Source organism: Streptomyces sp. SAI-135 (assembly GCF_029893805.1).
GTDB lineage: Bacteria > Actinomycetota > Actinomycetes > Streptomycetales > Streptomycetaceae > Streptomyces.
The window spans coordinates 2,680,756-2,705,379 of sequence record NZ_JARXYP010000002.1 but is presented as its reverse complement, the minus strand read 5'-3'; the positions used below and the strand labels follow the sequence as shown (position 1 = coordinate 2,705,379).

Below are 24,624 nucleotides of genomic sequence, written 5' to 3'. Positions count from 1 at the left end.
GTACGCCCATTCGGGTAACGTCGGAGGGACGAACCGTAGTCAGGAGGTCGTCATGAGCGAAGAGCTCCCCCCGTCCGACGCCGCGGACCGCGAGCCCGCGGACGCCGAGGACGAGGTACGGGCGACCGACGCCGACGCGTGGGCGACGGCGGTCGCGGAGGACCTCGAGGCGGAGAAGGCCCGCCGCCGCACCCAGTACGGCCCGCCCCCGGGTTCGGCCGCCGAGGAGCTGCGCAAGCTCGTCGACAACGTCGCCGAGAAGCTGTCCGGCCTCCAGTCCCCGCTGCTCGGGAGCATCGCCGGGCCCGCCGCCCAGCAGATGGTCAGGCAGGTCGTGCAGCAGGCCAAGGCCGCGGTCGAGCCGGTCATAGAGCGCAACCCGGACGTCTTCGACCACCTCGCCGCCGCCGGTGGTGAACTCCTCGCCGCGTACCGCTCCGCGGTCCAGGCGCAGGAACAGCGCTGGAGCCGGCGCGACGACACCCTGCGCGACAAGGGCGAGGACCCCGGCCCCGAGCGCATCGATCTGGACTGAAACCCCCTGACGGCAGGGCCTCGGGTACGGTTGGCCGTAGCGGGGCTCGACCGAAACTGAGGGATTCATGGGACTCACCATCGGCGTCGACATCGGCGGCACGAAGATCGCGGCCGGCGTGGTCGATGAGGAAGGCAACATCCTCTCGACCCACAAGGTGCCGACCCCGGGCACGGCCGAGGGCATCGTGGACGCGATCGCCTCGGCGGTGGAGGGCGCGCGTGCCGGGCACGACATCGTGGGCGTGGGCATCGGTGCGGCCGGATACGTCAACCGCCAGCGCTCGGAGGTCTACTTCGCCCCCAACATCCACTGGCGCAACGAGCCGTTGAAGGAGAAGGTCGAGACCCGTGTCGGCCTTCCGGTCGTCGTGGAGAACGACGCCAACGCGGCCGCGTGGGGCGAGTACAAGTTCGGCGCGGGCAAGGGCCACCGCAACGTCATCTGCATCACGCTCGGCACCGGTCTCGGTGGCGGCATCATCATCGGCAACAAGCTGCGCCGCGGTCACTTCGGTGTCGCGGCCGAGTTCGGCCACATCCGCATGGTCCCGGACGGCCTGCTGTGCGGCTGCGGCTCGCAGGGCTGCTGGGAGCAGTACGCGTCGGGGCGGGCGCTCGTGAGGTACGCCAAGCAGCGTGCCAACGCCACCCCGGAGAACGCCGAGATCCTCCTCGGTCTCGGTGACGGCAGCCCCGACGGCATCGAGGGCAAGCACATCTCCATGGCCGCCCGGCAGGGCGACCCGGTAGCCGTCGACTCCTACCGCGAGCTCGCCCGCTGGGCCGGTGCGGGCCTCGCCGACCTGGCGTCCCTCTTCGACCCGTCCGCCTTCATCGTCGGCGGCGGCCTCTCCGACGAGGGCGAACTGGTCCTGGACCCGATCCGTAAGTCCTACAAGCGCTGGCTGGTGGGCGGCAACTGGCGCCCCGTGGCGGACGTGATCGCGGCCCAGCTGGGCAACAAGGCGGGCCTGGTGGGCGCGGCGGACCTGGCGCGGGAGCCCGACCCGATCATGTAACGGTGACTGTGCTTTTTCAGGGGCGCGGGGAACTGCGCGACCAGCCACAGCGAACCGGCAGTCGCGCACCGACCTCGCGCCCCTCTTCATGGGGCGTAGATTGATCCACATGGTTCCGGTCAAGGTCCTGAGCTACAACATCCGCTCCATGCGCGACGACACGGCTGCCCTCGCCCGTGTCATCAGCGCCTGCGCACCAGATCTCGTGCTGATCCAAGAAGCCCCGATCTTCTTCCGCTGGCGCAAGAAGCTCGCGCGGCTGGCCTCGGCCTCGGGCCTGGTCATCCTCACCGGTGGCGGCACCGCGGCCGGCCCCGCGATCCTCTGCAACCTGCGGGCCACGGTCGAGCGCACCGAGGACGTCCTGCTCCCCCTCACCCCCGGCCGGCACCGAAGGGGCTTCGCCACCGCCGTCGTACGCATCGGCGGCGCCCGCCTCGGCGTACTGAGCTGTCACCTCTCGCTGCAGAAGGACGAGCGCCACGACCAGGCGGGCATGCTCCTCGACCGCCTCGCCGGCCTGGGCGTGGACCACGCCGTCGCGGGCGGCGACCTCAACGAACCCCCCACCGGCCCCGCCTTCGCCCGGATCGCGGACGGCCTCCAGGACTGCTGGGCGACCAGCCCCACCGGCGGCGAACACACCTGGACCCGCACCGAACCGCACCAGCGCATCGACGCGATCTTCGCCACCAAGGGCATCGAGGTGCTCGGCTGCGGAGTCCCGCTCGATCTGCCCGGCATCACGCAGACAGACCTGAGGGCGGCCACCGACCATCTCCCGGTCCTGGCCACCCTCAACGTCCCCGCCGGCTAGACGACCGCACCCCGCCCGGGGTCGCCGTCGTCCTCGTCGTCCGCCCGCATCCGGGTCACCAGCGTGACGAAGCCGCCCAGGAAGCCGCCGATCCCGACCGTGGCCAGCCACCACGTCATCTCCCAGCCGAGCAGCACCGCGACCAGCAGCAGGACCGGTCCGCCCAGCACGCCCAGCCAGGCGAACTTCGCCGTGGTGTCGGCGGCGGGCAGCGGCGGCGGCTCCGGCGGGACGAAGTGCCCCTCGTCGTCCTCCTCGAAGTCGTCCTCGGACGGCTCCGGCGCGCTGTAGTCACGCGGCCCGACTCCGGGCGCGAAGGAGACGGAACCGCCCAGCGGCTTCGCCGGCTTCTCGTCCCTCTTCGGCTTGGTCTCGGTCTTCTCCGTCGCCGCGGGCTCGTCGTTGGTCTCGGTCTCCAGGAGCGCGAGGTCCTCGACCGACTTGAACGGCGTGGTGCCCGGCGGGTCCTTGGGCTCCTCGCCGTACCCGGCGACGATGGCCGCCCACGCGGCCTCCTCGTCGAACGGGACGCCCTGCTCCTCCGGCTCGCGGCCCTCGCGGTCTTCGCGGTCGGAGTCGTGCTCAGCCACGGGCGGCCGTCCCTTCACTGCCGATGCCGGTGGTGTGCCGGCCGATGAACGCGAGGCTCTCGTCGAAAATCCGCTCCGCGTCATGGTCCAACGTCGCCACGTGGTAGCTCTGTTCCAGCACGATCTCGGTCACGTCCGTCGACGACACCCGGCTCAGCACGCGCGCGGAGTCGGTCGCGGGAACCACATGGTCCTGGGTGCTGCGCAGCACCAGCAGCGGCTGCGTGACCTGCGGCAGCTCGCCGTCGACCTGCCGGAAGAAGGTCCGCAGGGAGTGCGCCGCGTGCAGCGGCACCCTGTCGTACCCCAGCTCGACGCTGCCCTCCTTCTTGATGTCACTGGCGATCCCGGGAGCCGTCCGCACGAAGTGCCGGGCCACCGGAAGGGCGTACGGCGCGAGGCCGTGCATGCGGTTCGCCGGGTTGACGACCACGACACCGCGCACCGCGTCCCCGTGCTTGGCGGCCAGCCTCAGGGCCAGGGTGCCGCCCATGGACAGACCGGCCACGAACACGGAGGTGCAGCGCTCGGTGAGGGCGCGCAGCTCGCGGTCCACCTCGGCGTACCAGTCCTGCCAGCCGGTGAGGGCCATGTCCTGCCAGCGGGTGCCGTGCCCCGGCAGCAGCGGCAGGGAGACCGTCAGGCCGTGCGCGGCGAGGTGCTGGGCCCAGGGCCGCAGTGACTGGGGGGAACCGGTGAAGCCGTGGCAGAGAAGGACACCGGCCTCCCCGCCCTCATGGCGGAACGGCTCGGCTCCGGGGAGGACCGGCACCTAGGTCTCCTGTTCATGAAAGAAGCGTGAGCAAGTCCAGGTGAGGTTCACCGTACGCGACCGCACTGACACCGACCAGGGCCGTCGGTCTGTTTGCCGGGGCTCCGGGTTAAGGTCTGAACGACAGACACAGGAGGCACTCGGTTGTTGTACGGCACGATGAAGGTCGCCATCGGAGGGCCACTGAAGGTCGCCTTCAGGCCCTGGGTGGAAGGCCTGGAGAACATTCCCGCCGAGGGCCCCGCCATCCTGGCGAGCAACCACCTGTCGTTCTCCGACTCGTTCTTCCTGCCCGCGGTCCTCGACCGCAAGGTCACCTTCATCGCGAAGGCCGAGTACTTCACCACGCCCGGGGTCAAGGGCCGCCTCACGGCCGCCTTCTTCAAGGGCGTCGGCCAGCTCCCGGTGGACCGCTCCGGCGCGCGCGGCGCGGGCGAGGCCGCCATCAAGAGCGGCCTCGACGTCCTGGAGCGCGGCGAGCTCTTCGGGATCTACCCCGAGGGCACGCGCTCGCCCGACGGGCGGCTCTACCGCGGCAAGCCCGGCGGCCTCGCGCGCGTGGCGCTCGCCAGCGGCGCCCCGGTGATCCCGGTCGCCATGATCGACACCGAGAAGATCCAGCCGCCCGGCAAGGTCATGCCCAAGCTGATGCGCCCGGGCATCCGTATCGGCGAGCCCCTGGACTTCAGCCGCTACCAGGGCATGGAGCACGACCGTTTCGTGCTGCGCGCGGTGACCGACGAGGTCATGTACGAGATCATGAAGCTCTCCGGCCAGGAGTACGTCGACATCTACGCGACCGCGGCCAAGCGGCAGATCTCGGAAGCCGCCAAGGCGGAGAAGGCGGCCAGGGCGGCCGCCGCGAGGGCCGACGCCGGCGACAAGGACAAGCTCGGGGCCTGAGCGTCCTAGGATCCTGGGACACGGCAGTCGGGCCGGGGGTGGGGGAGATGGCCAAACAAGTACGCGTCATGCGCATGTCCGTCGAGCAGCCGCTGTGGCGTGCCCTGACCGGCTACCGCGTGCTGACCATGCTGTACGCCGTCGGGCTCTTCGCCAGCCAGTACGACGACTACGACCGGCCCGGCATCGCCATCACCTACTACGTCGTCCTGTGCGTCTGGACGCTCGCCACGCTGCCCTGCGTCCAGAACGCGGCCGCGTGCACCAAGCGCTTCCTCGCCGTGGACCTCGCCGTCGCGCTCACCGGGATCGTGCTGACCCCGCTGGTCGTCGACCAGCACCACATCGACAGCGGCGGTCCCACTCTGCCGTCGATATGGACCGCCGGTTCCGTCCTCGCCTTCGCCATCAAGGGCGGCTGGCGCTGGGCCGCGCTCGCCTCCACGCCGGTCGCCGCCGCCAACCTGATCGAGCGCGGCCACCCGGCCCGCGACACCGTCCACAACGTGATCCTCGTCTGGGTCGCCTCCATCGCGATCGGCTACGTCGTCGAGGTCGCCCGCGCCTCCGAGCGCACCCTCGCCCGCGCCCTGGAGATCGAGGCGGCGACCCGGGAGCGCGAGCGGCTGGCCCGGGACATCCACGACAGCGTCCTCCAGGTGCTCGCCATGGTGCAGCGCCGGGGCGCGGTGATCGGCGGCGAGGCGGCCGAGCTGGGCCGGATGGCCGGTGAGCAGGAGGTGGCGCTGCGCACCCTGGTCTCCGGCGGCCTGACGGCCGTGTCCCGGGTGTCCGAGGACGCGGCCCAGGGGGCGGTCGTCCACGTCGTCGACGACGAGCCGGACGACGAGGGCCCCCTCGACCTGCGCGCCCTGCTGACCCCGTACGCCTCGGCGAAGGTCTCCCTCGTCGAGCCCGGCGCCCCCGTCCCGCTGCCCCCGCCCGCCGCGCGCGAGCTGGCCGCGGCCGTCGGGGCCGCCCTGGACAACGTGCACCGGCACGCCGGTGAGCACGCGCGCGCGTGGATCCTCGTCGAGGACGAGCCCGACGAGGTGATCGTGACCGTACGGGACGACGGACCCGGCATCCCCGAGGGCCGGCTCGCCCAGGCCGAGGGCGAGGGGCGGCTCGGGGTGGCCCTGTCGATCCGGGGCCGGCTGCGCGAGCTCGGCGGCAGTGCCGAGCTGATCTCGCCTCCGGGGCAGGGCACGGAGGTCGAGCTGAAGGTACCGAAGGTCTCCCGGGGGAAGGCAGGACAGCGATGAGCGACCAGGATCCGATCAAGGTGATGGTGGTCGACGACCACCCCATGTGGCGCGACGCGGTCGCCCGGGACCTGGCGGAGTCCGGCTTCGACGTGGTCGCCACCGCGGGCGACGGCGACCAGGCCGTGCGCCGCGCCAAGGCCGCCGGGCCCGACGTGCTGGTGCTCGACCTGAACCTGCCGGTGAAGCCGGGCGTCCAGGTCTGCAAGGAGCTCGTCGGCCACAACCCGGCCCTGCGCGTGCTCGTCCTGTCGGCGAGCGGCGAGCACGCCGACGTCCTGGAGGCCGTGAAGTCGGGCGCCACCGGCTATCTGCTGAAGTCGGCGTCGACGGAGGAACTCCTGGACGCGGTCCGCCGTACGGCCGTCGGGGACCCGGTCTTCACGCCGGGCCTCGCCGGCCTGGTCCTCGGCGAGTACCGCCGCCTCGCCTCCGACCCCGCGCCCGCCTCCGACCCGGACCAGCCGAGGGCCCCCCAACTCACCGAACGCGAGACCGAGGTGCTGCGCCTGGTCGCCAAGGGCCTGAGCTACAAGCAGATCGCCGAGCGCCTGGTGATCTCCCACCGCACGGTCCAGAACCACGTCCAGAACACCCTCGGCAAGCTGCAGCTCCACAACAGGGTCGAACTCGTCCGCTACGCCATCGAACGAGGCCTCGACGACGAGTGAGACGCGCGTCACACTGACCCTTCGTCAGGCACCTGCGGCGAAGGGAACTGTCCATGCGCGTCGGAGTACTGACCGGAGGCGGCGACTGCCCCGGCCTCAACGCCGTCATCCGGGCCATCGTCCGCAAGGGCGTACAGGAGTACGGCTATGACTTCACCGGCTTCCGGGACGGCTGGCGGGGGCCACTGGAGGACGCCGCCGTCCCCCTCGACATCCCGGCCGTGCGCGGCATCCTGCCCCGCGGCGGCACCGTCATCGGCTCCTCCCGCACCAACCCGCTGAAGCAGGAGGACGGCATCCGCCGGATCCAGGAGAACCTGGCCGCGCGGGAGGTGGACGCGCTCATCGTGATCGGCGGTGAGGACACCCTGGGCGTGGCGGCCGAGCTGTCCGAGCAGCACGGCGTGCCCTGCGTGGGCGTACCGAAGACCATCGACAACGACCTCTCCGCCACCGACTACACCTTCGGCTTCGACACCGCGGTCGGCATCGCCACCGAGGCCATCGACCGGCTGCACACCACCGCCGAGTCCCACATGCGCGTCCTGGTCTGCGAGGTGATGGGCCGCCACGCCGGCTGGATCGCCCTGCACTCCGGCCTCGCGGGCGGCGCCAACGTCATCCTCATCCCCGAGCAGCGCTTCGACGTCGACCAGGTGTGCGCCTGGATCACCTCCCGCTTCAAGGCCTCGTACGCCCCGATCGTGGTCGTCGCCGAGGGTGCCATGCCGAAGGACGGGGACATGGTGCTCAAGGACGAGTCGCTCGACTCCTTCGGACACGTGCGCCTGTCCGGGGTCGGCGAGTGGCTGGCCAAGCAGATCGAGAAGCGCACCGGCAAGGAGGCCCGCACGACGGTCCTCGGGCACATCCAGCGCGGCGGCACCCCCAGCGCCTTCGACCGCTGGCTCGCCACCCGCTTCGGGCTGCACGCCATCGACGCCGTCCGCGACGGCGACTTCGGCAAGATGGTCGCCCTGCGCGGCACCGACATCGTGCGGGTGCCGATCGCGGAGGCGACGGCGCAGCTGAAGACGGTGGACCCGAAGCTGTACGACGAGGTCGGGGTCTTCTTCGGCTGAACCGGCACCCGGGGGTCGTGGGCCGTATATTCGGCCCGTAACCCACCAGACCGGGAGCCGTTTCGTGGAGATTCTTGCCTTTGGTGTCCAGGCGGACGAGAAACCGCTCATCGAGCGGGCCTTCCGGGACCACCACGAGGTGCGCTGCCTGGACGTCTTCCTCAACGAGGACACCGCCCCCATCGCCGCCGGTCACGAGATCGTCTCCACGAGCGTCAACGCCGAACTCGGCGCCCGCGTCCTGGAGATCCTCGCGGCCGGCGGCACCCGGCTGGTCGCCCAGCGCTCCACCGGCTACAACAACATCGACCTCAAGGCCGCCGAGCGCCTCGGCATGACGGTCGCCCGCGTCTCGTACTACTCGCCGTACTCGGTCGCCGAGTTCGCCTGGACCCTCGCCATGGCGGTCAACCGCCGTGTCGTGCGCGCCTCCACGCGCACGCGTGACTTCGACTTCCGCCTCGACGGACTGATGGGCCGCGACATGCACGGCCGTACCGTCGGCGTCCTCGGCACCGGCAAGATCGGTGAGGCCTTCACCCGGATCGCCCACGGCTTCGGCATGCGCCTGCTCGGCTGGGACGTCGCCGAGAACCCTGCCTGCCGGGAACTCGGCATGGAGTACGTCCCCAAGGACCAGCTCCTCGCCGAGTCCGACCTGATCACCCTGCACGTCCCGTTGATGCCGGAGACCACCCACCTCCTCGACGCCGACGCCCTGAAGGCGATGAAGGACGACGCGATCCTGGTCAACTCCAGCCGCGGCGGCCTCATCGACACCGCGGCCCTCGTCACCGAACTGCGCGCCGGCCGCTTCACGGGCGTCGGTCTCGACGTCTACGAGGCGGAGGCGGGCCTGTTCTACGTCGACCGGTCCCTGGAGACCATCGAGGACGACATCCTGGCCCGCCTGGTCACCTTCCCGAACGTCCTGGTCACCTCCCACCAGGCGTACTACACCGAGGACGCCGTCGGCCAGATCATCGACGCCACGGTGCGCAACGTCCTCGACTACAGGGCCGGCCGCCGCTCCGAGAACGTGCTGGTGCCCCGCAGCTGAGCCATCAGCTCCCGTACGACGGCGGCGCCGTTCAGCGTCAGGACCGACTCGGGGTGGAACTGCACCCCGGCGAAGCCCGGGCCGCGCAGGGCATGGACCTCGTGCGTGTCGCTCCGGCTCACCTCGATGCCGTGCGCGGCCAGCTCCCGGGCGTCCTCGTCGTCGCAGCGCGCCACGAAGCTGTTGTAGAAGCCGACCGTCTCCGGCCGGCCGAACAGATCGACGGTCGTCTGCGCCCCCTGGTACGGCACCTCCTTGCGGACGATCTCCAGCCCCAGCTCGGCCGCGATCAGCTCGTGCCCCAGGCAGACGCCGAGCACGCCGTGCCGGTGGCCGCGGACGACGTCGGCGGTGAGGTCCCGCAGGAACCGCATCTTGGGATCGTCGAGATCCGACGGGTCGCCCGGACCGGGGCCGAGCACGAGCGGCCCCTCGTGCGCGAGCACGGCGTCGGCGAGGCCCGGCTCGTCGTAGCGCCGCACGGTCACCTCCAGCCCGCCCGAGCGCAGCACATGGGCGAGCATCGAGGTGAAGGTGTCCTCGCCGTCGACCACGAGGGCGTGCCCGTCGAGCTCGTCCGACCGCTCCTGCATCCGCAGCCAGAAGGGGGCCAGGTTCGTGCGCCGCCCGTCGAGCGCGGCACGCACGCGTGGATCCTCGGCGAGACTCACGCGCGCGTGCTCCGCACGGGGCCGGGACGGCCGTACGCCGAGAGCCGCCAGCACCCCCGCCGCCTTCGCGTGGGTCTCCGCGACCTCGCCCGCCGGGTCCGAGCCGCGCACCAGGGTCGCGCCGACCGGAACCTTCAGCTGCCCCCCGGCGGAGATGTCCGCCGTGCGGATGAGAATGGGGGAGTCCAGGGTCTGCGCCCCTCCGGAGTCCCGGCCGAGCAGTGCCAGCGCGCCCGCGTAGTAGCCGCGCCCGCCGACCTCGTGCCGCTCGATGACCCGGCAGGCGTTCTGCACGGGCGAGCCGGTGACGGTCGCCGCGAACATGGTCTCCCTGAGGACCTCCCGCACGTCCAGCGAGGACTTGCCCCGCAGTTCGTACTCGGTGTGCGCGAGGTGGGCCATCTCCTTGAGGCGGGGCCCGATCACCACCCCGCCCATGTCGCCGACGGTGCACATCATCTTGAGCTCCTCGTCGACGACCATCGACAGCTCCTCGATCTCCTTGCCGTCGGCGAGGAAGGCGAGCAGGTGCTCCGGGGTGGGGCCCTCGGCGGGATAGCGGTACGTCCCGCTGATCGGGTTCATGACGACGGTCCCGCCGGTCATCCGGACGTGCACCTCGGGGCTCGCGCCGACCAGGGTGCGTTCGCCGGTGTGGACGACGAAGGTCCAGTAGGCGCCCCGCTCGCCCACCAGGAGCCGCCGGAACAGCGCGAGGGCGTCCGCGCGGGAGAATCCCGGGATCTCGCCCTGGTACGTGCGCCGGATCACGAAGTTGGCGCCCTCGCCGCGCCCGATCTCCTCGTGCAGCACGCGCCCGACGATCTCGGCGTACTCCTCGTCGGGGACGTCGAAACCGCCGTTCTCGACCCGGACGTCGTGTGCGGGGAGCTGCTCCAGAGCCGCGGCCAGGGGGAGCTCGTAGGACTCCTCGGGCGTCAGCACCGACAGCGGCGTCCCGTCGTCCCGTACGTCGAAACCGCGCTCGCGGATCTGACGGAAGGGGACGAGCGCCAGGCCCTCGTCGGGGAGGTCGGCGAGGCGGTCGTGGGTGGTGACGGGGCCGAGGAGCAGCTCCAGGGTGTTCTCGTCACGGCCGGGGGCGCGGCGGCGGAGCAGGGCGAACGGACGGTCGTCGTCCAGCAGCTGTGTCAGGTCCATGGTTCCTCAACTGTCGATAGCTCGTATCGGTGAGGAACGACCCCGGAAACACCGAAGGCCGCCCCTCGGGCGGCCTTCGCGAAGTCTTGCGTACGCGCAGTCAGTGGGCCGCCGAATGAGCGGTCCACCACCAGTTCTGGGTCGAGTGCGCGAACATGGGCCGCACCCTACCCCATGTCCGGGGAGTGTTTGCGGTGTCTCATTTGATGGGCACGGCCCTGGAGCTCCGACACGACCCCGTAATGTTGACGTCGTGACCGTGAACGCTAAGACCAGCGCGAGCGCTGGCAACACCTGGCGAGACCTGCCCGCGGCGCAGCAGCCCGAGTACCCCGACACCGAGGCTCTGCGCGCAGTGATCGCGGACCTCGAGTCGTATCCGCCGCTCGTCTTCGCGGGCGAGTGCGACCAGCTGCGCGCCCGGATGGCGGCCGTCGCCAAGGGAGAGGCGTTCCTCCTCCAGGGCGGCGACTGCGCCGAGGCCTTCGACGCCGTGTCCGCGGACCACATCCGCAACAAGCTCAAGACCCTGCTCCAGATGGGCGCCGTGCTGACGTACGCCGCCTCGGTGCCGGTCGTGAAGGTCGGCCGGATCGCCGGCCAGTACTCCAAGCCGCGCTCCAAGGGCACCGAGACCCGCGACGGCGTGACGCTGCCGACGTACCGCGGCGACTCGGTCAACGGCTTCGAGTTCAACGAGAAGGCCCGGATCCCGGACCCCGAGCGCCTGAAGCGGATGTACAACGCCTCCGCCTCCACGCTCAACCTGGTGCGCGCCTTCACCACCGGCGGCTACGCCGACCTGCGCCAGGTGCACGCCTGGAACCAGGACTTCGTGAGGTCGTCCCCCTCCGGCCAGCGCTACGAGCAGCTCGCCCGGGAGATCGACCAGGCGCTGAACTTCATGCGGGCCTGCGGGACCGACCCGGAGGAGTTCAAGACCGTCGAGTTCTACTCCTCGCACGAGGCGCTGCTGCTCGACTACGAGTCGGCGCTCACCCGCGTGGACTCCCGCACCGGGCGGCTGTACGACGTCTCCGCGCACATGGTGTGGATCGGCGAGCGCACCCGGCAGCTGGACCACGCGCACATCGAGTTCGCCTCGCAGATCCGCAACCCGATCGGCATCAAGCTCGGCCCGACGACCACGGCCGAGGACGCGCTGCAGTACATCGAGCGCCTGGACCCCGACCGGGAGCCCGGCCGGCTGACCTTCATCGTCCGCATGGGCGCCGACAAGGTCCGCGACAAGCTGCCCGAGCTGGTCGAGAAGGTCACCGCCTCCGGTGCCACCGTGGCCTGGGTGACCGACCCGATGCACGGCAACACCTTCGAGGCGGCCTCCGGCCACAAGACCCGCCGTTTCGACGACGTGCTCGACGAGGTCAAGGGCTTCTTCGAGGTGCACAAGGGCCTGGGCACCCACCCGGGCGGCATCCACGTCGAGCTCACCGGTGACGACGTCACCGAGTGCGTGGGCGGCGGCGACGAGATCTTCGTCGACGATCTGCACCAGCGCTACGAGACGGCCTGCGACCCGCGGCTCAACCGCAGCCAGTCGCTCGACCTGGCGTTCCTCGTCGCGGAGATGTACAGGGACCAGTGACAGGAGCACCTGTTACCGGGACGTGAATGGGGCGCGGATCACATACGATCCGCGCCCCGCTCCACTTTTGCGGCTCCTGAGCGCCGGGTAAGGTTAGGTTAGCCTCACCGATCAACGGGACGGCAACACTGATCAGCCCCTCGGGAGGTGAGCCGCGTGTACATCTGCAGTTGCTTCGGCATCACCGAGCAGCAGGTCAAGCAGCACGCGGCGGACGGTGCCTGCACCCCCCGCCAGATCGCCTCCGCCTGCAAGGCGGGCACTGACTGCGGCTCCTGCGTGCGGCGCATCCAGGCCCTGCTGGGCCGCGGGGCGTGCCCGCGCGGCGAACTCACCGAGCAGACCAAGCCCGCCCTCGCCGCTCTGGACGAGGCCGCCTAGCTCTCCGGCTGCTCGATCAGCTGCGCGATGTAGAGCGCCTCGCCGAGCTTGTCCAGGAGCTCCAGCTGGGTGTCGAGATAGTCGATGTGGTGCTCCTCGTCCTCGAGGATCGACTCGAAGATGTTCGCCGAGGTGATGTCGCCCTTGGCCCGCATCACCTCGATACCGCGCTTGAGGCGGTCGATGGCCTCGACCTCGACCTGCCGGTCGGCCTCGAACATCTCCTTGACCGTCTGGCCCACCCGCACATGGAACAGCCGCTGGTAGTTCGGCAGCCCCTCCAGGAAGAGGATGCGGTCGGTGAGCACCTCGGCGTGCTTCATCTCGTCGAACGACTCGTGCCGCGTGTACTTCGCGAGCTTCGTCCAGCCGAAGTTCTCCTGCATCTTCGCGTGCAGGAAGTACTGGTTGATCGCGGTGAGCTCGCCGGTCAGCTGCTCGTTGAGGAATTCGATGACCTCGGGGTCGCCCTGCATCGCAGAGGCTCCTTCCAACCGTGGGGAACTGGCAGGCTGCGCCGCATCCTCGCACCGGTGAAGAAGATCGTCCAGTAAGTCTTCACTTAGTAAGTTAGGGCATGCTTGGTCCGATTTGGGGTGTGTGGGGTGGGGCTTGGTCAGGTGCATTGCCGCGGGTCTGTCAGGATGGAAGGCATGGGTCAGCCGGTGGAGCGGGAGAGTGGAGAAGCGGCGCACTCCGAGCTTCCGCCGGGGCAGCGACTGCAGCGCGGCTGGCCCGTCACGCACTACGGACCGGTCCCGAAGTTCCGGCCCGAGCGCTGGGAGTTCCGGGTCTTCGGGGCCACCGCGGACGGCGAGAAGCACTGCTGGAACCACGAGGAGTTCACGGCGCTGCCGTACACCACCGTCGTGGGCGACCTGCACTGTGTGACGAAGTTCAGCATGCTCGGCGCCGAGTGGGGCGGCATTCCCGCCCGCACCATCCTGGAGATCGCCCCGCCCGCGCCCGCGGTCACCCATGTGATGGTCTGGGCCGAGTACGGCTTCAGCTCCAACCTGCGGCTCGCGGACTTCGCGTCCGAGCGCACGATCTTCGCCACCCACAAGGACGGGGAGTTGCTGACCGCGGAGCACGGCTTCCCGCTCCGGCTGGTCGTCCCCCATCTGTACGCCTGGAAGGGGCCCAAATGGGTCCGCGGCGTGGAGTACATGACCGCCGACCGGCGCGGGTTCTGGGAGGAGCGCGGCTACCACAACGTCGGCGACCCCTGGAAGGAGCAGCGCTACTCCTACCAGGAGGGGCCGGGGGACGGTCCCGAGCTGTGACGCTCAGTGGCCGTGGTGCTGGTGCTGCTGGTCGTGCTGGCGGTGCTGGTGGTGCTGGTGGACCACGGCGTGTCCCTTGCCGCGGCCGATCATCCACTTGTTGACCGGCACGGTCACCAGGAACGCGATGACCAGCGAGATCGCCAGCGACACCCAGAACAGCAGATCGGCGAGCTCGGCGTCCATGGCGTCCGGCCACAGGGCGATCACGCCGTTGTCGATCAGCTCCATCACGGCGATGGACAGGGTGTCGGCGGCCAGGGCCACCTGGAGCGCGGCCCGAAAGGCCAGTCCTGCCTTCAGGGCTCCGCGCAGGGTGAGCGAGTAGCCGAAGAAGAAGGCCAGGACGATCGCCAGCACGGTGGTCGGCACATTGCCCCAGCCCAGCGCGGTGCCGATGACCATGCCGAGCACCTCGCCGATGGCGCAGCCGGTGAGGCAGTGGAGGGTGGCCTGCACGGCGGTGGACCATCCGTTCGCCTGGTGCTGCATGATGCCCCCAATGGCAGGTGACGATTGCTGTGCTCAACAGGAACCGTATACCCCCTAGGGGTATTCCTGAACCCCTTGCCGGGTTATCCGTCCCGGAGTTTCTTCAGCCGTTCCACGTCCGCCGCGTGGCCCTCCTTGCCGCCGGGTGTCTCGATGATCAGGGGAACGCCCTCGGTGGCGGGGTGGGTCATCAGCGCGCGGAAGGGGTCCTCGCCGATATGGCCGGAGCCGATGTTCTCGTGGCGGTCCTTGTGGGCGCCGACCACGTCCTTGGAGTCGTTGGCGTGGATCAGTTTCAGCCGTCCCTCGCCGACCGTGTCCACCAGCAGGTCCAGCGTCTGGTGCATGCCGCTCGGCCCGGTCAGGTCGTGGCCGGCGGCGAAGATGTGGCAGGTGTCCAGGCAGACGCCCAGCTTCGGGTGGGAGTCCAGGGCCTCGAAGTACGGGCCGAAGTCCCAGGTGCGGGAACAGAGCGAGGCGCCCTGGCCGGCCGTCGACTCCAGGAGCAGCCACGGGTCGTCGTCGTGGGTGAGCTCGTCGAGGAGCGGCAGCAGGTGCTCGCGCACCTGCTTGAGGGCTACGGAACGGTCCCGGCCGCCCGTCGCGCTGCCGGTGTGCACGACGACACCGAGCGCGCCGATCTCGCGCCCGCGCCGGAGGGAATGCCGGAGCGAATCGACCGACCTCTCCACCGTCGCCTCGGTGTGCGAGCCGAAGTTGATCAGGTACGGGGCGTGGACGTAGGCCGGGATGGCGCTGTCCGCGCAGGTCTGGCGGAACGCCTCGTCCTGGCGGGGGTTGCCGGCGGGGGTGGCCCAGCCGCGTGGGTTGGCGACGAAGACCTGCACGGTCTCGGCGTTCAGGTCACGGGCGTAGGAGAGCCCCACGGAGTTCAGGCCGCCGGCGACGGGGACGTGACCGCCGACGGGGTTGCGCTGTTCTGTCACCGGTCAAGGGTGCCATTGCCTGCGGCGCTGGGGTGGGGGCGGGTGCGGGTTGGTGAGGGCGGGCGTTTTGCGCAGTTCCCCGCGCCCCTGAATGCCTGCGGCGGCCCGTTGCGGTCCGGTGAGGGCTCGTGTGGCGCATACGGTCGGTTCGTCGTGGCGCGTCAGGTGGCGAACGGTTCGTCCTGGCATAGGTGACTGCACCTACCCAGGGGCGCGGGGAACTGCGCGACCAGCCACGACGTGCCCGCACCGGCCCCACGACCGGGGGCGAGGTGGTGAACGGTTCGTTGTGGCGCGGGTGACTGTGCCTACTCAGGGGCGCGGGGAACTGCGCGACCAGCCACGACGTGCCCGCACCGGCCCCACGACCGGGGGTGAGGTGGTGAACGGTTCGTTGTGGCGCGGGGGACTGTGCCTACTCAGGGGCGCGGGGAACTGCGCGACCAGCCACGACGTGCCCGCACCGGCCCCACGACCGGGGGTGAGGTGGTGAACGGTTCGTTGTGGCGCGGGGGACTGTGCCTACTCAGGGGCGCGGGGAACTGCGCGACCAGCCCCCACCGGACCGCACCCGCCCCACGACCGAACCCCGCACCCCCGCCGCGCGTCCGTCAGCGGATCGTGATCGTGATGGTCGAGCCCTTGGGGGCCGTGTCCCCGCCCTTCACCGACTGTTTCTTCACCGTGTCGCCGAACAGGCCCAGCAGTCCGCGGTCCTCGTCGACCTGGAAGCCCGCGGCCTCCAGTTCGGACTTGGCGTCGTCCACGCTGTCGCCCGTGACGTCCGGGACCTCGACCATCACCGGGCCCTTGGAGATCGTCAGCGTGACGGTGTCACCTTCGGCCGCCTGGCTGTCGGGGGCCGGGGTCTGCTTGGCGACCTGGCCCGCGTCGTACTCGGAGTTGACCCGGGTGGTGGCGACCTCGACCTTCAGGCCGGCCTCCGTCAGGTCGGCCCTGGCGTCGGCAAGGTCCTCGCCGGTGACGTCGGGGACGTCGACCGGGGCGCCCTTGCTGACGGTGAACGCGATGGCCGAGCCGGCGCGCAGCGTGGTGCCGCCCTCGGGGTCGGTGCTGATCACGAAGCCCTTCGGGACGTCCTCACTGAACTCCCGGGTGACCATGCCCGGCTCCAGCCCCTCCGACTTCAGCCGGGCTCTCGCCTTGCTCAGGGTCCAGCCGTCCACGTCGGGGACCTTCACCGTCCGGGGGCCCTTGGAGACGGTGATGGACACGGAGTCGTGGTTCCGTATCCGGCTGCCGACCCCCGGGTCCGTGCTGATGACGGTGCCGCGCTGCACGGTGTCGCTGTAGGCGTAGGTGACCTTGCCGGTCTCCAGACCGGCGTCGTCCAGCCGGTCCCTGGCCTGCGCCTCGGTCTTCGCCAGCAGCGCCGGGACCTGGGTGAACTGGCCGGAGTTGATGTACCAGACGCCCGCTCCGAGTCCGAGGGCCAGCAGGACCGCGGCGACGATCAGCAGCGGGCCGCGCCGGGAGCCGCCGGAGGAGCGGTCGCGCCGGGTCGGGGGCAGCGGCGGACTCTCCAGGACGCTGGTGCGATGGTGGACCGGCTCCGGCTCGTCCTCGTTGACCGGGAGCAGGCGCGGCACGGTCAGGGTCCGCGGGATCACACTCGTACGGTTCTCGGCGCCCGCGTGCTCCGCGGCGAGCGCCTGCGGGGGCATCGCGTCCAGCTGCTCGGTGCTCAGCCTGCCGCGGGCCTCACGGGTCTGCGCGAGCAGGGCCACGGCGTCGTACGGGCGCAGGTCGGGGGTGCGGGCGGTGGCCGACGCGACCAGTTCGTCCAGTTCGTACGGCAGCCCCGGGACCACCGCCGAGGGGGGCGGGACGTCCTCGTGGAGGTGCTTGTAGAGGACGATCGCGGGGGAGTCGCCCTCGTGCGGCTGGCTGCCGGTCAGCATCTCGTACAGGACGACACCGCACGCGTACACGTCGACGCGGGCGTCCGCGGCGCCCGGCTGGTCGATCTGCTCGGGTGAGAGATAGGACACGGTGCCGAGAACGGCTCCGGTGGTGCTGGTCACGGTGTTCACGGACCGCACGAGCCCGAAGTCCGCGACCTTGACCCTGCCGTCGTCCCCTATCAGGACGTTCTCCGGCTTCATGTCGCGGTGCACGAAACCGGCGCGGTGTGCGGCGCCCAGCGCGGCGAGCACCGGCTCCAGGATGTCCAGGGCGGCGCGCGGCTGCAGGGCCCCGCGCTCGCGCAGCACGTCACGCAGGGTGCAGCCGGCGACGTACTCCATGGCGAGATAGACGTACGGCCCGTCGGTGCCCTGGTCGAAGACCTGCACCACGTTGGGGTGGGCGAGCCGGGCGACGGACTTGGCCTCCCGGATGAACCGCTCGACGAAGGTCCCGTCCGCCGCCAGCGCGGGGTGCATCACCTTGAGCGCGAGCACGCGGTCCAGGCGGGTGTCCAGGGCCCGGTAGACCGTGGCCATCCCGCCGACCGCGATGCGCGCGTCCACGCGATAGCGGCCGTCGAGCACCTGCCCGACCAGCGGGTCCTGAAGCGTCGTATCCACGCAGGCGAGTGTACGAGCCGCGGCTGACAGTCCATCCGGTTCGGCGGCCACAGGGGTGTACTGCAGCTGACCTGTGACGGAGGTCGCACCTGCCCGTGTCCCGGATCGAACGCGTGTTCAGAATGCCGGGCGTTCCGGATCCAGTACGGCCCTGCCTTCCACGGGGGACGACGCCTCGGCGAAATGCCGCCGGGGGATGCGCCCCGCCCGGTGGGCCAGCCGGCCCGCCTCCACCGCGTGCCGCATCGCGTGCGCCATCAGCTCCGGCTCCTGTGCCCGCGTCACCGCCGAGGCGAGCATCACACCCGCGCACCCCAGTTCCATCGCCAGCGCCGCGTCCGACGCCGTGCCCGCCCCCGCGTCCAGGATCACGGGCACGCGCGCGTGCTCGACGATCAGCTGGAAGTTGTGCGGGTTGCGGATACCGAGGCCCGAGCCGATCGGCGAGCCCAGCGGCATGATCGCCGCGCAGCCCGCGTCCTCCAGCTTGCGGGCCAGCACCGGGTCGTCGTTCGTGTACGGCAGCACCGTGAACCCGTCGTCGACCAGGGTCTCCGCCGCGTCCAGCAGCTCTATGGGGTCCGGCAGCAGGGTGCGCTCGTCGGCGATGACCTCCAGCTTCACCAGGTCGGTGCCGAGCGCCTCGCGCGCGAGACGGGCCGTCAGGACGGCCTCCCCGGCGGTGAAACAGCCCGCGGTGTTGGGCAGCACCCGGATGCCGAGCTTCTCCAGCACGGACAGCACCGAGCCGTGCACCGAGGGGTTCACCCGCCGCATCGCGACCGTCGTCAGCTCGGTGCCGGAGGCGACCAGGGCCCGCTCCAGCACCTCCAGGCTGGGCGCCCCGCCCGTGCCCATGATCAGCCGGGACGAGAGGGACGTGCCGCCGAGGACGAAGGGATCGTCGGCCATGGGTCAGCCTCCTTGGACGGCGGTGAGGACTTCCACGCGGTCTCCCTCGGCGAGGGAGGTCGAGGGCCACTGGGCGCGCGGGACGACGGTCTCGTTGAGCGCGGCGGCCACCCCGGAGGGCGCGGGCGTCAGCGCCCGCACGACGGTGTCGAGAGCCGTGCCGGGGGCGAACTGGCGCGGCTCCCCGTTGACGGAGATGTTCATGCGGGCTGCTCCACGGACTCCAGGAAACGCCTCGGGGTGAACGGGCGGGCCACCTCCGGCAGTTCACCGGTGGTCAGCGCGTGGGCCAGCGCGTCCCCGGTGACCGGCGTCAGCAGCACGCCGTTGCGGTAGTGCCCGGTGGCCAGCAGGAGACCGGGCAGCTCCGTCGGGCCGAGCAGCGGGGCGTTGTCCGGGGAGCCCGGGCGCAGTCCCGCGCGGGTCTCCGTCAGCGGCAGCTCGGTGATGCCGGGGACCAGTTCGTGTGCGTCCCGCAGCAGCTCGTACACCCCGCCCGCGGTCACCGTGGTGTCCCAGCCCAGTTCCTCGCTGGTCGCGCCGATCACCAGCTCGCCGCTCTCGCGGGGGACCAGGTAGACCTGGCTGCCGCGCACGACGGCCCGCACGGTGCGGCTCAGGAAGGGCGCGTGGCGCTGCGGCACGGTCAGGCGCAGCACCTGCCCTTTCACGGGCCGCACAGGAGGCAGCAGGGCCTCAGGGACCCCTTCCAGACGGCCGCTGAGGCTTCCGGCGGCGAGCACCACCTGGTCCGCCCCCAGTTCCTCGCCGTCCGTGGTGGCGATCCCGGCGGCCCGGTCCCGTACGACACGCAGACGGTGCGCCCACGCGCGGTGGAACGTCACACCCGCCCGCTCGCACGCGGCCAGCAACGCGCGCGTGAGTCGGCGCGGATCGATCTGGTGGTCACCGTCCACCCGCAGCCCGCCCCGTACGCCCGGCGCGAGCATCGGCTCCAGACGCCGGCACTCCCGTCCGGACAGCCACTCCGACTCCAGCCCCGACTGCCGCTGGAGCGCGTGCAGTTCGCGCAGGTGGGCGCGGTCGTCGGCGTCCAGGGCGACGGCGAGTGTGCCGCAGCGGCGGTAGCCGAGGTCGTGTCCGGTCAGCTCGGTGAGCTCCGCCGCGAAGGCCGGATAGCGGTGGGCGGAGGCGAGGTTCAGGCCCAGCAGGGTCTGCTCGCCGTAGTGCAGTTCGGTGACGGCGGCCAGCATCCCGGCGGCCACCTGGGCGGCCCCGCCGCCCGGTTCGGGGTCCACGACGGCCGTGCTCAGACCGCGCTGTGCGGCCCGCCAGGCCGTGACCAGGCCGATGATGCCGCCCCCGACGACGAGGACGTCTGACGTACGTGAGGACATGGGCGTCCAGCCCCTCCCTTCGCCGGCATGACCCGGATCAGGTTCGTACGGTCGGAGGCCGCCAGCCTCCCTCTCAGCCCGGTGCGTCCGGGCTCCCGCGAGTGCTCTACGTTGGCCACCCTAGCCCGTGCCCGTGTGCCTCTGTAAGGGAGCCTTCCACCATGCCCCGCTCGCTCGACGGCCTCGTCCTCGCCCCGGTGGCCGATCAGGCCCCAGGTCAGGTGGGTACGCGGACCCGGTTCGCCTACCACGAGAAGGACGGGGAGATCTGGGCCGAGTACGCGGGCGGTGACGTCGTGCGCGGACATCTCGTCGGCACGCGCGCGGGGGACCGGCTCGACTTCCGGTACGTCCAGCTCAAGCAGGACGGGACGACCTCCTCCGGGCACTGCGTCTCGACGGTCGTGGAGCTTCCCGACGGCCGGGTGCGGCTGGAGGAGACGTGGGAGTGGGAGTCGCAGCCGGGCAGCGGGACGAGCGTTGTGGAGCAGGTCACTGCGCACGACTCCTGACTGACTGATTGTCAGCTGACTATGGTGATCAAATGAGCGAGCAGACGCAGGCGCAGCGGCGGGTGGTCGTGGTCGGCGCGGGCATGGCGGGGGTCCAGACCGCGGTCGCCCTGCGCGAACAGGGCTTCACGGGAACCGTCACCCTGATCGGCGCGGAACCCCATCAGCCGTACGACCGCCCGCCGCTCTCCAAGGCCGTCCTGCTGGGCAAGGCCGAGGGTTCCGCCTTCGACGTGGACTTCGAGGCCCTCGGCATCGAACTGCTGCTCGGCCGCGAGGTGCTGGGCGTGCGCCCCGAGGCACACGAACTGGACACAGAGACCGGGCCTTTCCCGTACGACGTCCTGGTCCTCGCCACCGGCGCCGAACCGATCCGGCTGCCGGGCACCGAGGGCGTGCCCGGGGTGCATCTGCTGCGCACGCTGGACGACGCCGAGCGGCTGCGGCCCGTGCTCGCCCGGCAGCACGACATCGTGGTCGTCGGCGCGGGCTGGATCGGCGCCGAGTTCGCCACCGCCGCGCGCGAGGCGGGCTGCGCGGTGACGGTCGTGGAGGCCGCCGACCGGCCGCTCGCCGGCGCGCTGCCCGCCGAGGTGGCCGCGCCGATGACCTCCTGGTACGCGGACGCGGGGGCCGACCTGCGCACCCACGCGCGCGTGGAGCGCGTCGAGCCCGGCGCGGTCGTCCTGGACGACGGCTCCCGGCTGGCCGCGGGGGCCGTCGTGGTCGGGATCGGCGCCCGGCCCGCCACGGCCTGGCTCGCCGGCTCGGGCATCGAGCTCGGCGCCCACCGCGAGGTCGTCGCCGACGACCGGCTGCGCACGTCCGTACCGGACGTCTACGCGGTCGGCGACTGCGCCTCCTTCCCCTCGCGCCGGTACGGCGAGCGCCTGCTGGTCCACCACTGGGACAACGCCCTCCAGGGCCCCCGCACGGTGGCCGCCGACATCCTGGGCGAGACGCCCACGGTCTACGACCCGGTCCCGTACTTCTGGTCCGAGCAGTTCGGCCGCTTCGTCCAGTACGTCGGCCACCACGCCTCCGCCGACACGACCCTGTGGCGCGGCGAGCCGTCCGGTCCCGCCTGGACGGTGTGCTGGCTGCGCGAGAACCGCCTGGTGGCCCTCCTCGCCGTGGGCCGCCCACGCGACCTGGCCCAGGGCCGCCGCCTGATCGAGGCGGGCACGGAGATGAACCCGCAACTGCTGGTGGACCCGGCAAGGCCCCTGAAGGCGGCGACGGCGTAGGGGGCGACGCGGGCGGTTGCCCGGGCGGTCGCATGGCGTGGACTGGCGGGCGGTCGGACGGCCCGGCCCGCCGGGCTCCGCTGCGATCGGCCGGACGGAGTCTGTCGGCGGCCCCGCTGGGATCTGGCTGTTTCTGAGGGCGGGGGTCTGGCTGGGCTGGGGTGCGTGGGTGGTGGCAAGGGCGACGGGGGCAGCTCGGCCCGTCGGCCGCGCCTTGTCGGTGCTCTGCCGTTATGGGCCGGGCGGAGTCTGTCGGCGCAGGCCGGCTGGGATCTGCCTGGTCTTGAGGGCGGCGCCCGTGCGGTTCTGAGGGTCGGGACGTGCCTGGTCCTGAGAGGGGTGCGGACGGCCGGCCCGTCTGCCGCGCGGCCGGGGCTCTGCCGGGTGGAGCCCGTCTGCGCTAGCCGGCCGGGACCCACTTGGTCCTGGAGGCGGAGATCTGACTGGTGCCGACGGCTGGGGCCCACCCGATCCCGGCGGCCGGCGCCGTCTGGTTCCGTGGCTGTCCGTGCCCGGTGAGGCATACCCCCGTTCCCCCGCCGGAGGCGCCCCGGCTTCCGACTGTCAGTGCGGGATGGCACGCTTAATCCCGTGACCGAGATTGACGCAAAGATCGATGCTCTCGTCCCCGCCTGGCTCACCCTCCCCGACATCGCAGAGATGCTCGACGTCGAGGTGACGCGTGTGCGGCAGCTGGTCAAGGAGGGCCAGCTCATCGCCGTACGCCGTGGTGAGAACCGCGCGCTGCACGTCCCCGCCGCCTTCATCGACGGGGCCGAGCAGAAGGTCGTCAAGGGCCTGGTCGGGACCCTGACGCTCCTGAGGGACGACGGCTTCACCGACGAAGAGATGCTGGAGTGGCTCTTCACGCCCGATGACAGCCTGCCCGGCACCCCCGCGCAGGCCCTGAGCGAGAATCGCGGCACGGAGGTGAAGCGCCGGGCCCAGGCGCTCGCCGTCTGATCCGAACCACACCGGCGTACGGGCCGTGACCGCCAGAGACCACGGCCGCGGTCCGGCACGGCCCGTACGCCACCGAACCCCGGGGGAGACTCACGCATGCCCGACACCGCCCGCACCCAGTTCGCCGACGCCCGCGTCTACCTGTGCACGGACGCCCGCAGGCGCCAGGGCGACCTCGCCGAGTTCCTGGACGCGGTCCTGGCCGGCGGTGTCGACATCGTGCAGCTGCGGGACAAGGGCATGGAGGCGGCCGAGGAACTGGAGCACCTCCAGGTCTTCGCCGACGCCTGCGCCCGGCACGGCAAGCTCCTCGCGGTCAACGACCGGGCCGACGTCGCCCACGCGGCCGCAGCCGACGTACTGCATCTCGGCCAGGGCGATCTGCCCGTCCCCGCCGCCCGCGCGATCCTCGGCGAGGACATCCTCATAGGCCGCTCCACCCACGCCGAGGCGGAGGCGTCCGCGGCCGCCGTGCAGGAGGGCGTGGACTACTTCTGCACCGGCCCCTGCTGGCCGACGCCCACCAAGCCCGGCCGGCACGCTCCCGGACTCGACCTGGTCCGCCACACCGCCGCCCTCGGTACCGACCGCCCCTGGTTCGCCATCGGCGGCATCGACCTCGGCAACCTCGACGAGGTCCTGGAGGCCGGCGCCCGCCGGGTCGTCGTCGTCCGCGCGATCACCGAGGCGGACGATCCCGGCGCGGCCGCCGCGGAGTTCGCGAAGCGGTTGCGTGACACGCGGTGACGGCCCGCCGACGACCGGTCGCATGATCGGCCCAGTGTCCGAGGGGTGGACAACAAGTCGACAAAACGGGCAAATTTCCCTGATCTGGTTGGGTGACCGTCGCCCCCTGGCTAACCTGCCGGTATGGCCCTAGGAACCGCATCCACCAGGACTGACCGCGCACGCACCGTGCGCGACATGCTCGCCACGGGCAAGACGACGTACTCCTTCGAGTTCTCGGCGCCCAAGACTCCCAAGGGTGAGCGGAACCTGTGGAGCGCGCTCAGGAGGGTCGAGGCGGTCGCCCCGGACTTCGTCTCCGTCACCTACGGCGCCGGCGGTTCCACCCGCGCGGGCACCGTCAAGGAGACCCAGCAGATCGTCGCGGACACCACCCTGACCCCGGTCGCCCACCTCACCGCGGTCAACCACTCCATCGCGGAGCTGCGCAACATCATCGGCCAGTACGCCGACGCGGGGATCCGCAACATCCTCGCCGTGCGCGGCGACCCGCCCGGCGACCCCATGGGCGACTGGCTGGCCCATCCGCAGGGCCTGACCTACGCCTCCGAACTCGTCCGGCTCATCAAGGAGTCGGGCGACTTCTGTGTCGGTGTCGCCGCCTTCCCGGAGATGCACCCGCGCTCCGCCGACTGGGACACCGACGTCGAGCACTTCGTCGGCAAGTGCCGCGCAGGCGCCGACTACGCGATCACCCAGATGTTCTTCCAGCCGGAGTCGTATCTGCGGCTGCGTGACCGAGTCCACGCGGCCGGCTGCGAGACCCCCGTCATTCCCGAGGTCATGCCCGTGACCAGCGTGCGGATGCTGGAGCGGCTCCCGCAGCTGAGCAACGCGAGCATCCCCTCCGTCCTGAAAGAGCGGATCCTCACAGCAAAGGACGATCCGGCCGCTGTACGCTCGATCGGAATCGAGTTCGCCACGGAGTTCTGCGCACGGCTGCTGTCCGAGGGAGTGCCCGGACTGCACTTCATCACGCTCAACAACTCCACGGCGACGCTGGAAATCTACGAAAACCTGGGCCTGCACCATCCACCGCAGGCCTAGACCGGCCGCACGGACATACGACACACTGC

The 24,624-nt window shown here is 71.2% G+C and carries 26 protein-coding genes and 1 riboswitch; of the genes, 16 read left to right on the top strand and 10 right to left on the bottom strand.

What is annotated here, in order from left to right; translation table 11 throughout:
• Positions 1-52 precede the first annotated feature (52 nt).
• The 3 genes from M2163_RS16740 (at position 53) to M2163_RS16730 (ending at position 2,373) form a co-directional block, all read left to right on the top strand.
• Entirely contained in the window at positions 53-535 is a 483-nt protein-coding gene (locus tag M2163_RS16740; RefSeq protein WP_280894337.1) for a DUF5304 domain-containing protein, read from the top strand.
• Positions 536-602: 67 nt separating this feature from the next.
• On the top strand, positions 603-1,556 hold the full coding sequence (locus M2163_RS16735) for an ROK family glucokinase (RefSeq protein WP_007381458.1): 954 nt from the start codon (positions 603-605) through the stop codon (positions 1,554-1,556).
• A gap of 109 nt (positions 1,557-1,665) precedes the next feature.
• Positions 1,666-2,373, top strand: coding sequence for an endonuclease/exonuclease/phosphatase family protein (locus tag M2163_RS16730; protein ID WP_280851981.1), 708 nt, complete (start codon positions 1,666-1,668; stop codon positions 2,371-2,373).
• On the opposite strand, the gene M2163_RS16725 is transcribed toward M2163_RS16730, so the two are convergent.
• Together M2163_RS16725 and M2163_RS16720 are read right to left on the bottom strand one after the other, a co-directional pair.
• Positions 2,370-2,963 (bottom strand): hypothetical protein, encoded by a 594-nt coding sequence (locus M2163_RS16725; protein WP_280894336.1) that lies wholly within the window; start codon positions 2,961-2,963, stop codon positions 2,370-2,372. The genes M2163_RS16730 and M2163_RS16725 overlap by 4 nt on opposite strands.
• A complete protein-coding gene (locus M2163_RS16720; RefSeq protein WP_280851983.1) occupies positions 2,956-3,735 on the bottom strand; it encodes an alpha/beta fold hydrolase in 780 nt (259 codons plus the stop codon). The genes M2163_RS16725 and M2163_RS16720 overlap by 8 nt, the downstream gene beginning before the upstream one ends.
• A 144-nt stretch (positions 3,736-3,879) precedes the next feature.
• On the opposite strand from M2163_RS16720, the gene M2163_RS16715 reads away from it, so the two are divergent.
• From M2163_RS16715 to M2163_RS16695, 5 genes are all read left to right on the top strand, one after another.
• Positions 3,880-4,638: a lysophospholipid acyltransferase family protein gene (locus M2163_RS16715; protein ID WP_280894335.1), complete on the top strand. Its 759-nt coding sequence runs from the start codon at positions 3,880-3,882 to the stop codon at positions 4,636-4,638.
• A gap of 47 nt (positions 4,639-4,685) precedes the next feature.
• The gene (locus M2163_RS16710) at positions 4,686-5,903 is read left to right on the top strand and encodes a DUF5931 domain-containing protein (protein WP_280851985.1); all 1,218 of its coding nucleotides are present in this window, start codon (positions 4,686-4,688) and stop codon (positions 5,901-5,903) included.
• Positions 5,900-6,574 (top strand): response regulator transcription factor, encoded by a 675-nt coding sequence (locus M2163_RS16705; protein ID WP_280851986.1) that lies wholly within the window; start codon positions 5,900-5,902, stop codon positions 6,572-6,574. The genes M2163_RS16710 and M2163_RS16705 overlap by 4 nt, the downstream gene beginning before the upstream one ends.
• A 53-nt stretch (positions 6,575-6,627) precedes the next feature.
• The gene (locus M2163_RS16700) at positions 6,628-7,656 is read left to right on the top strand and encodes a 6-phosphofructokinase (protein ID WP_280851987.1); all 1,029 of its coding nucleotides are present in this window, start codon (positions 6,628-6,630) and stop codon (positions 7,654-7,656) included.
• 64 nt (positions 7,657-7,720) lie between these two features.
• Positions 7,721-8,716: a 2-hydroxyacid dehydrogenase gene (locus M2163_RS16695; protein WP_280851988.1), complete on the top strand. Its 996-nt coding sequence runs from the start codon at positions 7,721-7,723 to the stop codon at positions 8,714-8,716.
• Here the strand turns inward: M2163_RS16695 and M2163_RS16690 are convergent.
• Positions 8,668-10,548, bottom strand: coding sequence for an anthranilate synthase family protein (locus M2163_RS16690; RefSeq protein ID WP_280851989.1), 1,881 nt, complete (start codon positions 10,546-10,548; stop codon positions 8,668-8,670). The two genes, M2163_RS16695 and M2163_RS16690, sit on opposite strands and share 49 nt — an antisense overlap.
• 253 nt (positions 10,549-10,801) lie before the next feature.
• On the opposite strand from M2163_RS16690, the gene M2163_RS16685 reads away from it, so the two are divergent.
• Entirely contained in the window at positions 10,802-12,154 is a 1,353-nt protein-coding gene (locus tag M2163_RS16685; RefSeq protein WP_280851990.1) for a 3-deoxy-7-phosphoheptulonate synthase class II, read from the top strand.
• A 156-nt stretch (positions 12,155-12,310) separates the two neighbouring features.
• Entirely contained in the window at positions 12,311-12,535 is a 225-nt protein-coding gene (locus M2163_RS16680) for a (2Fe-2S)-binding protein (protein WP_280894334.1), read from the top strand.
• On the opposite strand, the gene bfr is transcribed toward M2163_RS16680, so the two are convergent.
• Positions 12,532-13,011: a bacterioferritin gene (gene bfr, locus M2163_RS16675; protein WP_280851992.1), complete on the bottom strand. Its 480-nt coding sequence runs from the start codon at positions 13,009-13,011 to the stop codon at positions 12,532-12,534. The genes M2163_RS16680 and bfr overlap by 4 nt on opposite strands.
• 177 nt (positions 13,012-13,188) lie before the next feature.
• Here bfr and M2163_RS16670 point away from each other — a divergent pair, with 177 nt between their 5' ends.
• The gene (locus M2163_RS16670; protein ID WP_280894333.1) at positions 13,189-13,821 is read left to right on the top strand and encodes a sulfite oxidase-like oxidoreductase; all 633 of its coding nucleotides are present in this window, start codon (positions 13,189-13,191) and stop codon (positions 13,819-13,821) included.
• Between the two features lie 3 nt (positions 13,822-13,824).
• Here M2163_RS16670 and M2163_RS16665 read toward each other — a convergent pair whose 3' ends face one another.
• The 6 genes from M2163_RS16665 to thiO all read right to left on the bottom strand — a co-directional run bounded on the left by M2163_RS16665 (position 13,825) and on the right by thiO (position 20,079).
• Positions 13,825-14,313, bottom strand: coding sequence for a DUF4396 domain-containing protein (locus M2163_RS16665; RefSeq protein WP_280894332.1), 489 nt, complete (start codon positions 14,311-14,313; stop codon positions 13,825-13,827).
• Positions 14,314-14,396: 83 nt separating this feature from the next.
• Positions 14,397-15,260, bottom strand: coding sequence for a deoxyribonuclease IV (locus tag M2163_RS16660; protein WP_280851995.1), 864 nt, complete (start codon positions 15,258-15,260; stop codon positions 14,397-14,399).
• A gap of 611 nt (positions 15,261-15,871) precedes the next feature.
• Positions 15,872-17,809 carry a Stk1 family PASTA domain-containing Ser/Thr kinase gene (gene pknB / locus M2163_RS16655; RefSeq protein ID WP_280894331.1) on the bottom strand — a complete coding sequence of 646 codons (1,938 nt, stop codon included), beginning with the start codon at positions 17,807-17,809 and terminating at the stop codon, positions 15,872-15,874.
• Between the two features lie 117 nt (positions 17,810-17,926).
• Complete coding sequence (locus tag M2163_RS16650; protein WP_280851997.1) at positions 17,927-18,721, bottom strand: thiazole synthase; 795 nt, start codon at positions 18,719-18,721, stop codon at positions 17,927-17,929.
• Positions 18,722-18,724: 3 nt separating this feature from the next.
• Positions 18,725-18,925, bottom strand: a complete 201-nt coding sequence (thiS, locus tag M2163_RS16645; RefSeq protein WP_020119880.1) for a sulfur carrier protein ThiS — start codon at positions 18,923-18,925, stop codon at positions 18,725-18,727.
• Complete coding sequence (thiO, locus tag M2163_RS16640; RefSeq protein ID WP_280894330.1) at positions 18,922-20,079, bottom strand: glycine oxidase ThiO; 1,158 nt, start codon at positions 20,077-20,079, stop codon at positions 18,922-18,924. Before thiO ends, thiS begins: the two co-directional genes overlap by 4 nt.
• A riboswitch (TPP riboswitch) is annotated at positions 20,077-20,188 on the bottom strand. It overlaps the preceding gene by 3 nt.
• Positions 20,189-20,240: 52 nt before the next feature.
• Here thiO and M2163_RS16635 point away from each other — a divergent pair.
• The 5 genes from M2163_RS16635 (at position 20,241) to metF (ending at position 24,595) form a co-directional block, all read left to right on the top strand.
• Positions 20,241-20,591 carry a hypothetical protein gene (locus M2163_RS16635; RefSeq protein WP_280851999.1) on the top strand — a complete coding sequence of 117 codons (351 nt, stop codon included), beginning with the start codon at positions 20,241-20,243 and terminating at the stop codon, positions 20,589-20,591.
• 32 nt (positions 20,592-20,623) lie between these two features.
• The gene (locus M2163_RS16630) at positions 20,624-21,838 is read left to right on the top strand and encodes an FAD-dependent oxidoreductase (protein WP_280894329.1); all 1,215 of its coding nucleotides are present in this window, start codon (positions 20,624-20,626) and stop codon (positions 21,836-21,838) included.
• Between the two features lie 591 nt (positions 21,839-22,429).
• Positions 22,430-22,801 carry an Rv2175c family DNA-binding protein gene (locus M2163_RS16625; protein ID WP_037719469.1) on the top strand — a complete coding sequence of 124 codons (372 nt, stop codon included), beginning with the start codon at positions 22,430-22,432 and terminating at the stop codon, positions 22,799-22,801.
• A gap of 96 nt (positions 22,802-22,897) precedes the next feature.
• Positions 22,898-23,548, top strand: coding sequence for a thiamine phosphate synthase (gene thiE / locus M2163_RS16620; protein WP_280894328.1), 651 nt, complete (start codon positions 22,898-22,900; stop codon positions 23,546-23,548).
• A 123-nt stretch (positions 23,549-23,671) separates the two neighbouring features.
• Positions 23,672-24,595 (top strand): methylenetetrahydrofolate reductase [NAD(P)H], encoded by a 924-nt coding sequence (gene metF / locus M2163_RS16615; RefSeq protein ID WP_280852002.1) that lies wholly within the window; start codon positions 23,672-23,674, stop codon positions 24,593-24,595.
• Positions 24,596-24,624 lie beyond the last annotated feature (29 nt).